This window comes from Aliiroseovarius halocynthiae (genome assembly GCF_007004645.1).
GTDB lineage: Bacteria > Pseudomonadota > Alphaproteobacteria > Rhodobacterales > Rhodobacteraceae > Aliiroseovarius > Aliiroseovarius halocynthiae.
The window spans coordinates 119,160-132,008 of record NZ_ML660022.1 but is presented as its reverse complement, the minus strand read 5'-3'; the positions used below and the strand labels follow the sequence as shown (position 1 = coordinate 132,008).

At 58.3% G+C, this 12,849-nt stretch carries 15 protein-coding genes; 12 read left to right on the top strand and 3 right to left on the bottom strand.

Features of this window, described 5'->3' with window-relative positions; genetic code table 11:
* Window position 1: 1 nt before the first annotated feature.
* Genes FIL88_RS16725 through fahA form a run of 3 tightly spaced genes read left to right on the top strand, consistent with a single transcriptional unit; the run spans window position 2 to window position 2,759 of the window.
* Window positions 2–853 carry an MBL fold metallo-hydrolase gene (locus FIL88_RS16725; RefSeq protein ID WP_185960932.1) on the top strand — a complete coding sequence of 284 codons (852 nt, stop codon included), beginning with the start codon at window positions 2–4 and terminating at the stop codon, window positions 851–853.
* Window positions 854–862: 9 nt separating this feature from the next.
* Window positions 863–1,492 carry a maleylacetoacetate isomerase gene (gene maiA, locus FIL88_RS16720; RefSeq protein WP_185960931.1) on the top strand — a complete coding sequence of 210 codons (630 nt, stop codon included), beginning with the start codon at window positions 863–865 and terminating at the stop codon, window positions 1,490–1,492.
* A 7-nt stretch (window positions 1,493–1,499) separates the two neighbouring features.
* Window positions 1,500–2,759 (top strand): fumarylacetoacetase, encoded by a 1,260-nt coding sequence (gene fahA, locus FIL88_RS12175; RefSeq protein WP_142854148.1) that lies wholly within the window; start codon window positions 1,500–1,502, stop codon window positions 2,757–2,759.
* A 15-nt stretch (window positions 2,760–2,774) separates the two neighbouring features.
* Here the strand turns inward: fahA and FIL88_RS12170 are convergent, their stop codons facing one another.
* Entirely contained in the window at window positions 2,775–3,341 is a 567-nt protein-coding gene (locus FIL88_RS12170) for a DUF2585 family protein (protein WP_142854147.1), read from the bottom strand.
* Between the two features lie 46 nt (window positions 3,342–3,387).
* Here FIL88_RS12170 and FIL88_RS12165 point away from each other — a divergent pair, with 46 nt between their 5' ends.
* The 4 genes from FIL88_RS12165 to FIL88_RS12150 all read left to right on the top strand — a co-directional run bounded on the left by FIL88_RS12165 (window position 3,388) and on the right by FIL88_RS12150 (window position 6,759).
* Window positions 3,388–3,915 (top strand): dihydrofolate reductase family protein, encoded by a 528-nt coding sequence (locus FIL88_RS12165; RefSeq protein ID WP_185960930.1) that lies wholly within the window; start codon window positions 3,388–3,390, stop codon window positions 3,913–3,915.
* Between the two features lie 4 nt (window positions 3,916–3,919).
* Window positions 3,920–4,870 (top strand): MBL fold metallo-hydrolase, encoded by a 951-nt coding sequence (locus tag FIL88_RS12160; RefSeq protein WP_142854145.1) that lies wholly within the window; start codon window positions 3,920–3,922, stop codon window positions 4,868–4,870.
* A 66-nt stretch (window positions 4,871–4,936) separates the two neighbouring features.
* Window positions 4,937–6,559, top strand: a complete 1,623-nt coding sequence (locus FIL88_RS12155; protein WP_142854144.1) for an FAD-dependent oxidoreductase — start codon at window positions 4,937–4,939, stop codon at window positions 6,557–6,559.
* Window positions 6,560–6,564: 5 nt separating this feature from the next.
* A complete protein-coding gene (locus FIL88_RS12150; RefSeq protein WP_142854143.1) occupies window positions 6,565–6,759 on the top strand; it encodes a DUF2783 domain-containing protein in 195 nt (64 codons plus the stop codon).
* 15 nt (window positions 6,760–6,774) lie between these two features.
* Here the strand turns inward: FIL88_RS12150 and FIL88_RS12145 are convergent, their stop codons facing one another.
* The gene (locus tag FIL88_RS12145) at window positions 6,775–7,500 is read right to left on the bottom strand and encodes a hypothetical protein (RefSeq protein WP_142854142.1); all 726 of its coding nucleotides are present in this window, start codon (window positions 7,498–7,500) and stop codon (window positions 6,775–6,777) included.
* Window positions 7,501–7,768: 268 nt separating this feature from the next.
* Between FIL88_RS12145 and FIL88_RS12140 the strand changes: the two genes are divergently transcribed.
* The 5 genes from FIL88_RS12140 (at window position 7,769) to FIL88_RS12120 (ending at window position 11,646) form a co-directional block, all read left to right on the top strand.
* Window positions 7,769–9,208 carry an aldehyde dehydrogenase family protein gene (locus FIL88_RS12140; protein ID WP_142854141.1) on the top strand — a complete coding sequence of 480 codons (1,440 nt, stop codon included), beginning with the start codon at window positions 7,769–7,771 and terminating at the stop codon, window positions 9,206–9,208.
* 156 nt (window positions 9,209–9,364) lie between these two features.
* Window positions 9,365–10,105 carry a DUF1538 domain-containing protein gene (locus FIL88_RS12135; RefSeq protein WP_142854140.1) on the top strand — a complete coding sequence of 247 codons (741 nt, stop codon included), beginning with the start codon at window positions 9,365–9,367 and terminating at the stop codon, window positions 10,103–10,105.
* Window positions 10,102–10,899 (top strand): DUF1538 domain-containing protein, encoded by a 798-nt coding sequence (locus FIL88_RS12130; protein WP_142854139.1) that lies wholly within the window; start codon window positions 10,102–10,104, stop codon window positions 10,897–10,899. The genes FIL88_RS12135 and FIL88_RS12130 overlap by 4 nt, the downstream gene beginning before the upstream one ends.
* Window positions 10,889–11,242, top strand: coding sequence for a P-II family nitrogen regulator (locus FIL88_RS12125; RefSeq protein ID WP_142854138.1), 354 nt, complete (start codon window positions 10,889–10,891; stop codon window positions 11,240–11,242). Before FIL88_RS12130 ends, FIL88_RS12125 begins: the two co-directional genes overlap by 11 nt.
* Window positions 11,242–11,646 (top strand): CBS domain-containing protein, encoded by a 405-nt coding sequence (locus FIL88_RS12120; RefSeq protein ID WP_142854137.1) that lies wholly within the window; start codon window positions 11,242–11,244, stop codon window positions 11,644–11,646. Before FIL88_RS12125 ends, FIL88_RS12120 begins: the two co-directional genes overlap by 1 nt.
* A gap of 70 nt (window positions 11,647–11,716) precedes the next feature.
* On the opposite strand, the gene FIL88_RS12115 is transcribed toward FIL88_RS12120, so the two are convergent.
* Window positions 11,717–12,826: a LysM peptidoglycan-binding domain-containing protein gene (locus tag FIL88_RS12115; RefSeq protein WP_142854136.1), complete on the bottom strand. Its 1,110-nt coding sequence runs from the start codon at window positions 12,824–12,826 to the stop codon at window positions 11,717–11,719.
* Window positions 12,827–12,849 lie beyond the last annotated feature (23 nt).

The window sequence follows — 12,849 nt, the reverse complement described above, 5'->3', positions numbered from 1 at the left end:
GATGACAGAGATTGCTCTCCTTGGGGTCAAAGGTGGCCCAGCAATTCGACCGGGGTCGCCTATGCCGACTTCGCATCTATTGCAGATGGATGGCCACGTGGTAGTCATTGATTGCGGACTGGGCGTGTCGCAGGGTGTGATCGGGCAGGGGGTGGCACTGGACATGATCGAGTTGATCGTGATCACACACCTGCACTCGGATCATTATCTTGAGCTTGGTCCGCTACTGCACACTGCATGGACCGCTGGGTTGAAACGCCCTGTGATGGTCGTCGGTCCCGCAGGGCTGGCGCGTTACTTCGAAGGCTTCTTTGCCTCAATGGCTGAAGATATCGACCTGCGGATCGAGGATGAAGGCCGTCCAGATCTGAGAGATCTGATTGATCTACGGTTGCTGGCCGAAGGTGATGTGGATACAGGCACATCACTTAACATTTCTGCCATGCGCAACGAACACCCGCCGATCGATGAAAGCTATGCGTTGCGGGTTGAGGGGGCGGTGCATTCTGTCGTGTTTTCGGGCGATACGGCGGCGATACCGTCCATGGTCGATTTCGCGCGTGACGCAGATATTTTGGTGCACGAGGCGATGCTGACAGCAGGCGTTGATGCGCTATGTGCCCGCGTGGGGAACGGTGATGATCGTCTGAAAAAGCACTTGCTGCGTTCGCACACCCCGGCCGCTGAGGCTGGACGTATTGCGAACGCGGCGAACGTGAAAGTATTAGCGTTGAATCATCTAGTGCCTTCGGACGACCCCGAGTTTACCAAGGAACATTGGCTTGCCGAGCTGGAAGGCACCTTTCGCGGGACGGTTCGGATCGGGCGCGATGGCATGGTTATTAGCCTTTAGGAGGACAAGGTGAAACTCTATACTTATTGGCGGTCGACTACATCCTATCGGGTGCGCATCGCGCTGAACCTGAAGGGTGTGCCGTTTGAAAGTCATCCGGTCAATCTGGTGAAAGGCGAGCAACGCAGCGCCGAGTATCAGGCGATGAACCCCGGTAAGGGTGTTCCTGTGTTAGAGCTTGAGGATGGCACCACGCTGTCCCAATCACTGGCAATCCTTGATTATCTTGACCGTACCTATCCCGACCCGGCGCTTCTGCCGGCGGATCCAATTGCGCGGGCCAAGGTGATGGCCGCGGCGCATGTGATCGCGCTGGATATCCATCCGGTGAATAACCTGCGCGTTGTGCAGCATCTGGACGGAATGGGGCATAGCAAAGCTGACAGTGTGGGTTGGATGGTTCATTGGATGAATGAAGGTCTGACCGCGTTTCAGGCCATGTTGCCACGGGGCACGCGCTTTGCCTTTGGTGACACGCCAACGCTTGCCGATATCTGCCTTGTTTCGCAGCTTTATAACGGGCATCGCTGGGGCGTGGATATGACGCCTTTTGCCCGTCTGACCGAAATTGAAGAAACCTGTCTGGCTTTGCCCGCCTTCGCCGATGCGCGACCCGAGGCACAGCCGGATGCCGAATGAGGACATCATGAGCCAACTGAAAAAGTCATGGGTGGACAGTGCGAACTCTGCCGAGACCCCCTTTCCCCTGAACAACCTGCCCTACGGCGTGTTCTCGACCGCTGACAGCGAGCCACGTTGTGGTGTGGCCATCGGGGATATGATCCTTGATATGCAGGCCGCCGAAGAGGCTGGCCTGATCGAGATTGGTGACGAGCCCGTCTTCGACGTTCCCTTCTGGAACGAGCTGATGGAGCTGGGATCGGACGCATGGTCCGCCCTGCGCGCCCGTTTGGGGCAGTTGCTGTCCGAAGGCTCGCCCGAGCGTGACGCGGTTGAGCCTCTGCTGGTGGCCCAAGCCGACGCAGAGCTGCACATGCCGTTCCTTGTGTCGGAATACACCGACTTCTACGCCGGTCGTCAGCACGCTGCGAACATGGGTGCGATCCTGCGTGGCTCGCCCGATCTGCCCGCCAACTGGTTGCACATCCCCATCGGCTATAATGGCCGCGCGTCGTCCGTCGTGATCTCGGGCACCCCAATCCACCGCCCCAATGGTCAGCGCAAAGCGCCGGATGCCGAGATGCCCAGCTTTGGCCCCTCGATGCGTTTGGATATCGAGCTTGAAATGGGGGCCATCGTTGGTAAGCCTTCTGAGTTCGGCCAGCCGATCACCGTCGACGAAGCCGACGACATGATCTTCGGCTATGTACTGCTGAACGACTGGTCCGCGCGCGACATCCAAGGTTGGGAATACCAGCCGCTGGGCCCGTTCCAAGGCAAGGCGTTTGGCACCTCGATTTCCCCGTGGATCGTCACCGCGGCCGCACTGGAGGAGTTCCGCGCCCCGACGCCCGAGCGTGAGAAAGAGCTGCTGCCCTATCTGGATGGCTCCAAGGACGGCCTTTATGACATCGAGCTTCAGGTGCTGATGCAGCCTGAAGGTGCTGACAAGGCAAGCGTCGTTGGCGAAACCAACTACACCCGCATGTATTATTCCGCCGCCGAGCAGCTGTGCCACCACGCCATCGGCGGTTGCGCGATGAATGTTGGCGACTTGCTTGGGTCCGGCACAATCTCGGGTCCGACGAAGACCGAGTACGGGTCACTGATGGAGATGAGTTGGGCGGGCCGCGAGCCGTTCACGCTCGACACCGGCGAAACCCGTACCTTCATCGAGGACGGCGATACCCTGACCCTGCGCGGTGCTGCCAAGGGCGACGGTTTCCAGATCGGCTTTGGCGATTGCGTCGGGCAGATTCTGCCTGCTGTCAACTGGCCCAAGTAAATGGGTGGCTGGGCATCATCCCCCTGCGCTTTGCCATTCGAGGATCGCCTCGGATGGTGCCAGCAGCATGATGATGTTCAGCGTCAGCCCATCGCGGATCAGGAAAGTGGTCAGCACTTCGAAGCCGACAACGATCAGAAGGCTGACCCAGATCGGCAGGCGAAGCGCCAGCCAGAAGCCAAGGAACATGGCCGCCAAATCCGCGGCCGAGTTCACCACGCTGTCGCCCCAGTATTCGCCCGACACGGTGAATTCGCGATAACGCTGGATCACGGCCTCGGTGTTTTCGGCCACCTCCCACGCGCCTTCGACAATGGTGGACACCAACAGCCGCCAGCCAAGCGCGAAGCGGCGCATCAGAAGGAAGGTCGCGCCGTAAAACAGGAACCCGTGGATCAGATGGCTGGGGGAATACCAGTCCAGCAGATGCTGCGACCCCTGGCCACTATCGTCCCCGGCATACCACAGCAGGGTATAGCCGCAGGGGCATGAGAAATTACGACCCATCGCCAGCAGGGTAACCAGCGTGGCGAGGGTGACAAAGGCAACGCCCCAGTAGGGCAGAAAACGACGATCAAACATAGGGGCAAGGAACCACTATCCTGCGCCCATGTCTAGTAAGGTGAACATGACCCAGTACGTTGGATACATCGCCACAAGCCTTGACGGCTACATCGCCACCCCCGACGGTGGCGTGGCATGGCTTGATCCGTTCAACGAAGCCGTTGCGGCCGATGGTGGCGACGGTGGCTATGGTGATTTCATCGCGGATGTGGATGCGTTGATCACCGGACGAGAAACCCATGAACAGGTGCTTGGTTGGGGCTGGCCCTATGAGGATCGCGCCAGCTATGTCCTGACCCATCAGGCGGATTATACCGCCGATCACGTCACCGCTGCTGGAGACATCCAGACCCTTCGCAAAGCCATCGAAAAGGCCGGGCACAAGAAGGTCTGGGTTATGGGTGGCGGCGCAACCCAACGCGCCGCGCTGGATGCGGGCATGTTTGACACCCTGCGCGTCTTCGTGATGCCGACCATTCTTGGCGGCGGGCGGAAGCTGTTCACGGACGGACCACAACACAACCTCACATTTGTCTCCAGCCAATCTCATGGCGGCGGCATGCTTCAAATCGACTATCGCATAAAGGACTAACCCCATGGCAAAGGCATTCGCGTCGCAAGGCGACATGACCGAAAAGAAAATCACCTTCGACCAGATCGGTGAAGGGCTTTATGCCTTCACCGCCGAGGGCGATCCGAACTCGGGCGTGATCATTGGCGACGACAGCGTCATGATCGTAGAAGCTCAGGCGACCCCACGTCTGGCCAACAAGGTGATCGAGTGCGTGCGTTCGGTGACCGACAGGCCGATCAGCCACGTGGTTCTAACCCACTATCACGCCGTGCGCGTGCTGGGTGCGTCGGCCTATGGTGCCGATCAGATCATCATGGGCGACCAAGCCCGCGCGATGGTTGTCGAACGCGGTCAGGAAGACTGGGACAGCGAATTCCAGCGCTTCCCGCGCCTGTTCGAAGGCCACGAGTCGATCCCCGGCCTGACCTATCCGACCACCACCTTCTCGGACGATATGACCGTCTATCTGGGCAACCGCCGCATCGATCTGATGCATCTGGGTCGCGCTCACACCTCGGGCGACATCGTGATCCACGTGCCGGACCAGAACGTCATGTTCACCGGCGACATCGTGGAAGACCACTCGGCCTGCTATTGTGGCGATGGTCACTTCTCGGATTGGGGTGACACGCTGGACAACATCGCGTCCTTCGACGTCGACGCCATCGCGCCCGGTCGTGGCGGAGCCCTGATCGGCAAAGAAGCCGTTGAACGCGCCATCGAAAGCACCCGCGACTTCGTTTACAGCACCTACGCCCCGGCCGCCAAAGTGGCCGCACGTGGTGGGTCGCTGAAAGAAGCATGGGACGCGGTCCGTGCCGAATGTGACCCAAAGTTCGCAGACTACGCGATCTATGAACACTGCCTGCCTTTCAACGTTGCCCGCGCTTATGACGAAGCCCGCGGCATCGACACCCCCCGTATCTGGACCGCACAGCGCGATCTGGACATGTGGGCCGCCCTTCAGGGCTAAGACCTTCGGGGTTCGGTCACGAGGACCGGACCCCGCCCGAAACGCGCGCAGCCGGAGGAGAACCCGATGTTCGATGATAGATACACGCTTGCCTATAAGCGCTATCCCTACAAGAAATCTGCCGATCAGGATGCGGCAACGCCTGTGCGTCATCCCGTCGTGGTGATGGGAGGAGGACCGGTTGGCGTGGCCACAGCGCTGGACCTTGGTCGCCAAGGCATTCCGACGCTGGTGCTGGACGACCACGAAGGTGTCGGCATGGGCTCGCGTGCGATTTGCTTTGCCAAGCGCTGCCTTGAAGTCGCAGGCCGCTATGGTTGCGGCAAGCCGATGGTGGACAAAGGCGTCGTGTGGAACATCGGTAAGGTGTTCAACAAGGACGATCAGGTCTTTGAATTCAATCTTCTGCCCGAAGAAGGCCACGAATACCCTGCCTTCATCAACATGCAGCAGCCCTATTATGAAAGCTTCCAGCTGGACCGCTTTGAAGAGCTGCAGAAGGACGGCGCGCCGATCGAAATCCGCGGCAAAAACCGCGTGGACTCGGTCGAAGTGCATGACGACTATGTCACGCTGCATATCATGACGCCGGACGGCCCCTATACGCTGGAAGCTGAATGGCTGGTCGGCTGCGACGGTGCCGCCTCGCCCCTGCGCACGATGCTGGATCTGGACTTTACCGGGAAGGTTTTTCAGGACAGCTTCTTGATTGCCGACATCAAGATGAAGAACGACAATTTCCCGACCGAGCGTTGGTTCTGGTTTGAACCCTCCCACGGCGGCGGTGCCTCGACCCTTCTGCACAAGCAGCCCGACGATGTCTGGCGCGTTGACTTCCAGATCGGCTGGGATGTCGACCGCAAGGAAGAGATGAAAGAGGAAAACATCCGTCGTCGTCTGGACGCCTTTCTTGGTGAAGGCGTGCAATACGACATGGTCTGGTCCTCGATCTATACGTTCCAATGCAAACGCATGGACAGCTTCCGTCATGGTCGCGTGTTCTTTGCCGGGGACGCCGCACACCAAGTGTCGCCCTTCGGTGCACGCGGGGCGAACTCGGGCATGCAGGACGTGGACAATCTGGGTTGGAAACTGGGCATGGTCATACGCGGTGAAGCGCCTGAGAGCCTGCTGGACAGCTATAATGACGAACGGATCCACGGCGCGGATGAGAACATCCTGAACTCGACCCGGTCGACTGATTTCATCACGCCCAAGTCCGAGATGAGCCGCCTTCTACGCGACGCCGTGTTGGACCTGTCGGAGAAGCACGAATTTGCCCGCCCCATGGTGAACTCGGGTCGTCTGTCGGTGCCCTGCACCTATGATGGCTCGCCGCTGAATTCGTCCGATGCGCTGGACGGCCCCGCCCGTTCGCGTCCCGGTTCGGTCTGCCCCGATGCACCGCTGGGGGATGACTTCCTGCTGAACAAGCTGGGCGACAAGTTCATCCTGCTGACCATCGACGCCGACGCCCCCGATGTGATCGAGGAAGCCGGCATCCAGGTCACCCGTCTGGCCCTGTCGACTACCGACGACAAGTCCGGTGCCTTGCGTGAACGCTACTTGGGCGACAACGACAAAGCCGTCTATCTGATCCGCCCGGATCAGCACGTCGCTGCCCGTCGCCCCAGCTTTGATGAAAACCAGATCCGTGCCGCGATCCGTCGCGCTATCGGTAAGGAGTAAGCCCCATGACTGATCTGATCCTGACCCCGAACATCGACGGCGTGGATGATTTCTATGCCGAGCTTCTGGCTGCGCATGAAGGTCTGTCGAAAGAAGACAGCGACGCGCTGAATGCGCGCCTTGTGCTGGTTTTGGCCAACCATATCGGAGACCGCGCGGTTCTGTCCAAAGCCCTGAAGGCTGCTCAGCTTTCTGACTGAACCCCGCCTGCGCAGTCAGTCATCCGCGCAGTTAGACAGGCAGACGTCAGCCCAATCGCCGAGGACGAACGAGATCAATGGATCCAGTACGTTCTCGGCGGCGATACTCAGAAATACGCCAAATACGACCACCAGTAAGAACCCCAGCAGCAGTACGAGCAGCGGGTGTCTTGCAATCAGGCGATTCAGAAGCCCGGTATGTGCATCAACATCAGAGTCTAGCTGAACATGTTGAAGCGTTTCGAACGCGTCCAGATCATAGATCGCGTCATAGCAATACCCAGTTTCGCTTTCGAAGATACGTATCGGGTATTCAAACAAGTCGTCACCCTCTGACGGGGCGGTTTCCGCACGAAGCGCTGACTTCAGCGCAGCAGCGCTTGCTGGTAACAATCCCTCTTCGACAAGCGGTTCTTCGTTCTGCTCTACATCTGACGTGTACGAGACATGCCAGTGTTTTAGGCCTTTGTGATACCCAGTGGCCTCGGCAAACATGACGGTCTCGTTCACCGAGCAGGCAAGAACATCCACGTCTTCGGACATCCCGCGCAGCGCATTGCGCATTAAATCGCAATAGCCCTCGCAATCTGGAACGAAGACCGTCCACCCGTTCTTGAGACGTCCAATCCACGCTGATGCATTTGATGGGTCGTCCGCGGGGCCAAGCAGGATTAAATCCAGCGCTAGTGCGACATCTTCAGGTGTGCGTGGCGTTGCTATATAATCACCGCGATAGCCCATGTGAATCTCAACCAGAAATTTGACGTTCGATGCGATTCTTGTCGCAGGAAAGCTGGCAGCTGTCGATACTTACAGATTGGTACTTGAGATATGCTTGTGGCCATCTGAAAGTCGCTTGTTGATCGATATTGTCATCATGGATCATCGGCGCTGATCCGCTTTAGGATTGACCCGCTATCTATAATTTGATCAAATTATTATTCCACGGGTTGCGCTATCAGCGCCACGGTGCCACAGTGCCCGCAAACCCGTCCAAGGAGTCAGGAATATGATCGAGAAACGCGACTTTTATATCAACGGCAAATGGGTCGCTCCGGCTGCCGCAAACGATTGCAATGTGATTGACCCCTCGACCGAAGAGGTCTGCGCGGTCATTTCGCTTGGTGATCAGGCCGACACGGATGCCGCCGTGGCCGCCGCCAAGCAAGCCTTCAAGACCTGGGGCTTTTCGTCCAAGGCCGAGCGTCTGGAGCTGATCGAAAGCATTTTCGACATCTACAACCGCCGTTCCGAAGATCTGGCCCAAGCGATGAGCCTTGAGATGGGCGCACCGATTGATCTGTCGCGTAGCTCGCAAGTGGGTGCGGGCAGCTGGCACATCAAGAACTTCATCCGAGCCTTCAAAGATTTCGAATTCGACAAGATGCTAAGCGATCGTGCGCCGAATGACCGTCTGCTCTATGAACCCGTCGGCGTGACCGCGCTGATCACCCCGTGGAACTGGCCGATGAACCAGGTGACGCTGAAAGTTGTTGCCGCTGCTGCTGCCGGTTGCACCATGGTTCTGAAGCCGTCCGAGGTCGCGCCGCTGTCCTCGATCATTTGGTCCGAGATCATGGACGAAGCCGGCACCCCCGCAGGCGTTTATAACATGGTCAACGGCGACGGCGTTGGCGTTGGCAGCCAGCTGACATCGCATCCTGACGTGGATATGGTCAGCTTCACCGGCTCGACCCGCGCAGGTATCGCCATTTCGAAAGCCGCTGCTGACACGATCAAACGCGTGGCGCTGGAACTTGGCGGTAAAGGGGCGAACATCCTGTTTGAGGACGCGGACGACAAAGCCGTGAAGCGTGGGGTTCAGCACATGATGCAAAACACCGGCCAAAGCTGTAACGCACCCTCGCGCATGTTGGTCCAAAGTTCGATCTATGATCGTGTGGTGGAAGAAGCGGCAGAAATGGCGAACAAGGTTCAGGTGGGCCCCGCATCGGAAGAAGGTCGCCATATCGGCCCCGTCGTGAACGAGCTTCAGTGGAACAAGATCCAAGACCTGATCCAGAAAGGCATCGACGAAGGCGCACGCCTTGTCGCGGGTGGCACCGGTCGTCCTGATGGCTTGAACAAAGGCTACTTCGTGAAGCCCACCGTCTTTGCCGACGTGTCCAATGACATGACCATCGGTCGCGAAGAAATCTTCGGTCCTGTTCTGTCAATCATGAAGTTCGAGACGGAAGAAGAAGCCGTCGAGATCGCCAATGACACGGTTTACGGCCTGACCAACTATATCCAGACGCAAGACGGCACCCGCGCCAACCGCGTGGCCCGCCAAATGCGCTCGGGTATGGTCGAGATGAATGGCACCTCGCGCGCCGCAGGCTCGCCCTTTGGTGGCTATAAGCAATCTGGCAACGGACGCGAGGGCGGCATTATGGGGATCGAAGACTTCCTTGAAGTCAAAGCCGTGTCGGGCTGGTCGAACGACTGACCCACGCCTCAGACTGAATACACGCACCCCCGGCCGGGCCGGGGGTGTTTTTTTGTCCAGTTGGTTTGATTTCAATCATAGCTCGCCCTGTTGCTATGTGGCTGTTACATCATTGGTATGAATGCATAACCAATGGCGCAACGCAGGAAGGGGCATATGACCGATACGCTTGGAAAGCTGTTCGGCTATTTGGGTGGCACTGCCCGTGACCTTGCCCCGATCCTTTTGATCGTGGGCTTCTTCCAGCTTGTTGTGTTGCAGCAACCCATCGACAATCTGGGCCAGTTCGCACTGGGCTTCCTGTTTGTTCTTTTGGGCCTGACGATTTTCATTCGTGGCCTCGATATGGCACTTTTCCCACTGGGCGAAGCGCTTGCGAATGCGCTCGCCCTGCGTGGCTCGCTTCCGCTGCTGGTCCTTTTCGCCTTCAGCCTTGGCTTCGGCACCACGGTGGCCGAGCCCGCCCTGATCGCCGTCGGGGCCGAGGCCGCAACCGTGATGTCCGAGGCTGGTGTGATCGGGCAAAGCGAGGCCGAGCTAAACTTCATGGCGACCGCCCTGCGTTATACCGTGGCTGCATCCGTCGGCGCGTCCTTGGTGTTGGGCGTCTTCCGCATCCTGATGGGCTGGCCGATCCAATGGTTGATCATCGGAGGATACATCATGGTGGTCGCCCTGACCCCCATCGCTCCGCGTGAAATCATCGGTATCGCCTATGACAGCGGGGGCGTCACGACCTCGACCATCACCGTTCCACTCGTAACGGCTCTGGGCGTTGGCCTGGCGTCGGTCATCAAGGGGCGTAACCCGATGATCGACGGGTTCGGGTTGATCGCCTTTGCGTCCCTGATGCCGATCATCTTCGTGCTTCTGTTCGGATTGGTGGTGGCGACATGATCACGATCCTGACGGACCTTTTGTGGACTTTCTTCAGCGTTGTGCGCGATGTGCTGCCCATCGCGGCAGTGCTGCTGCTGTTCCAGCTTGTCATCCTGCGCAAGCCGATCCCGCATACCAAGAAGGTTGCACTGGGCATGTTCTATGTGCTTCTGGGCCTCGCGCTGTTCTTGTCTGGACTGGAGCTTGCCCTGTTCCCGCTGGGCCGCGAGATGGCTGCGCAGCTGACCGACCCGGCTTTCTTGGGGATTGAACCCGGCGCAGCGGTCGAATGGCTGGATTACTATTGGGTCTATATCTTCGCTTTCGCCATCGGCTTTGCGACCACGATTGCCGAGCCGTCGCTGATCGCCGTCGCTCTGAAGGCGCAAGAGGCATCTGGTGGCGCGGTGAAGGCCAACGGGCTGCGTATCGCCGTCGCATTCGGCGTGGCGATCAGCCTTGCGGTTGGGACGTTCCGCATCGTGACGGGCACGCCGCTCTATCAATACATGATCGTGGGCTATGTGATCGTCGTGATCCAGACCCTCATGGCCCCGCGCATGATCATCCCGCTGGCCTATGACAGCGGCGGGGTGACGACATCGACTGTGACTGTGCCGTTGGTGGCGGCGCTGGGCCTTGGATTGGCCAGCACCGTGCCGGGGCGCAGCCCCCTTCTGGATGGGTTTGGCCTGATCGCTTTGGCCAGCCTGTTTCCCATGATTACCGTGATGGGCTATGCCCAAATCAGCAACTGGTTGTCGCGCCGCAAGGCCGATCAGGACAGCCAAGGAGAGAACCATGAAGTTTAAACTGATCATTGTGATGACACAGGATGAACTGACGGACACCGCCATCGAGGCCGCCCGCGAAAAGGGCGCGACCGGGTGTACCGTCATCACCTCGGCGCGGGGCGAAGGGTTGAACCCGACAAAGACCTTCTTTGGTCTGACCGTGGGTGGGCAGCGCGACGTGATCCTGTTTCTGGTCGAAGAACACCACAGCCGCCTGATCCTTGAAAGCATCGGTGCAGCCTGTCGTTTTGATGACGATCCCGGAACAGGGGTCGCCTTCCAAGTGGATATTGAAGACGCAATCGGCCTGTCTGGGCAAATCGCGTCGATCCAAGAGGAAATCAGCAAGGAGGACTTGTGATGGACGAGAACAAAAAGAAAGTCCGCGATGTGATGCAGGGCACGATCTATATGATCAGCGGTCTGGCAACGGTACGGGATGCGGTAAACGAGATGGACGCCAAAGGGGTCACCGCGCTGGTGATCGAGCGGCGTCACGAGGATGATGAATATGGCATCGTCTCGATCGATATGATCGCTGAACGGGCGATTGCTCTGAACAAATCGCTCGACCGCACGAATGTGTACGAGGTGATGGATAAGCCCGCCCTGACTGTTGCTGACCACATGGCCGTCAAATACGCCGTACGCCTGTTGTCACGCTTGGATCATCGCCGGGCATTGGTGATCGAAAACGGGACCGCCTGTGGTTTGGTTACTCTGCGCGATATGGTGTTGAGCTTCGCGGAGCCACAAAGCAGCTAGCATCTGAGCGCATTCCAACAAAAAACGGCCGGCGCAATGCCGGCCGTTTCTGTTTTCAGATCAGGCGTGATCAGTTCGATGCAGCCATCAGCTTTTCATTGTGCTCACGCAGGGTGTCCGACACAACAGCGTACCATTCACCAGACTCGCGCATCTCGTTCAGACCTTTGTTCAGCATCGACAGATACTGGCGACCAAACGGGTTCGAGCGGTGCACGATAAAGCGCAGCGACTGAACGGTCGACACGAAGGGGTTTTCGACGACATCATTGGCGGTCAGCCCCATCTCGGAAAGAGTATCCGACATCAACTGGACTTCGAAGGTGGCCACATCCGCGGTGCCGTTCAGCACGGCATCTACACACTCGCGTGCAGTGACAGGCTGAAGCAGCGTGATGGTTTCAGGTGCTTGCAGACCAGCGCCTTCCAGGTCGGCCAAACCCCAACCGGTCATGCGACAAACGGTCGAACCCTTCAGTTGTTCATACGATGTCGCTCCGGCATAGGAGCTATCCGGCAGTGAATAGACACCAAACACAGTATCGTAGACGGGAACCGAGGCATCAAACTGCGTACAACGTACTTCAGTCTCTTTCGACCATTCATAGGTGCGGTTTGTACAGTCAGGCTGCACCCATGCCATAGAGACGTCGAAAGCACCCAAAGGCAGCAAAACGTCGAGATGTGAATTCCAATCGTCAACAAAGCTGACCGAGAAGTCGCGCGCGTTGCCGCCCCGCTGCAGCGCGGTGGTGCCCAGACGGGTAATGAAGCCACCGCCGTTCAGCGATTCATCTGCAAATGGCGCCCAACCATTACCGGTAACCAGCTTGATCGGAGGTTCGTATGTGCTAGAGCGTTTTGTCTGAGCAAAGCGGCTTTCTTCTGCGGCGATGATCTCTTGGGCCGAACGTCCGTCAGGAAGGCTACCGTCTTCACATGGAAGGGCCAGAACCAGTCCCGGTTCGAGCGCGTTTGGGTTTGTAATGCCGCTACGGTTCGCGTTGAAGATTGGCTGGTAGTTAGATGTCCCATAGGCAGCGATTGCGATCGTCGCCAATGTATCACCATCAGCTACGGTGTAGTTGCTACAGGCTTGCTGAGCACTCGCCACCCCTGCCGACAATGCGATGGCCGCCGTCGTCGCGATTGCAAGTTGTTTTGCTGTTTGTTTAAGCATTTCCTATCCTCCAGATTTTTGAC

Excerpts from the sequence above, each read along its gene's own strand:
- FIL88_RS16725 (WP_185960932.1), top strand. The coding sequence starts at position 2 with ATGACAGAGATTGCTCTCCTTGGGGTCAAAGGTGGCCCAGCAATTCGA.
- fahA (WP_142854148.1), top strand. The coding sequence starts at position 1,500 with ATGAGCCAACTGAAAAAGTCATGGGTGGACAGTGCGAACTCTGCCGAG.
- FIL88_RS12170 (WP_142854147.1), bottom strand. The coding sequence starts at position 3,341 with ATGTTTGATCGTCGTTTTCTGCCCTACTGGGGCGTTGCCTTTGTCACC.
- FIL88_RS12165 (WP_185960930.1), top strand. The coding sequence starts at position 3,388 with ATGACCCAGTACGTTGGATACATCGCCACAAGCCTTGACGGCTACATC.
- FIL88_RS12160 (WP_142854145.1), top strand. The coding sequence starts at position 3,920 with ATGGCAAAGGCATTCGCGTCGCAAGGCGACATGACCGAAAAGAAAATC.
- FIL88_RS12155 (WP_142854144.1), top strand. The coding sequence starts at position 4,937 with ATGTTCGATGATAGATACACGCTTGCCTATAAGCGCTATCCCTACAAG.
- FIL88_RS12150 (WP_142854143.1), top strand. The coding sequence starts at position 6,565 with ATGACTGATCTGATCCTGACCCCGAACATCGACGGCGTGGATGATTTC.
- FIL88_RS12145 (WP_142854142.1), bottom strand. The coding sequence starts at position 7,500 with ATGGGCTATCGCGGTGATTATATAGCAACGCCACGCACACCTGAAGAT.
- FIL88_RS12140 (WP_142854141.1), top strand. The coding sequence starts at position 7,769 with ATGATCGAGAAACGCGACTTTTATATCAACGGCAAATGGGTCGCTCCG.
- FIL88_RS12135 (WP_142854140.1), top strand. The coding sequence starts at position 9,365 with ATGACCGATACGCTTGGAAAGCTGTTCGGCTATTTGGGTGGCACTGCC.
- FIL88_RS12130 (WP_142854139.1), top strand. The coding sequence starts at position 10,102 with ATGATCACGATCCTGACGGACCTTTTGTGGACTTTCTTCAGCGTTGTG.
- FIL88_RS12125 (WP_142854138.1), top strand. The coding sequence starts at position 10,889 with ATGAAGTTTAAACTGATCATTGTGATGACACAGGATGAACTGACGGAC.
- FIL88_RS12120 (WP_142854137.1), top strand. The coding sequence starts at position 11,242 with ATGGACGAGAACAAAAAGAAAGTCCGCGATGTGATGCAGGGCACGATC.
- FIL88_RS12115 (WP_142854136.1), bottom strand. The coding sequence starts at position 12,826 with ATGCTTAAACAAACAGCAAAACAACTTGCAATCGCGACGACGGCGGCC.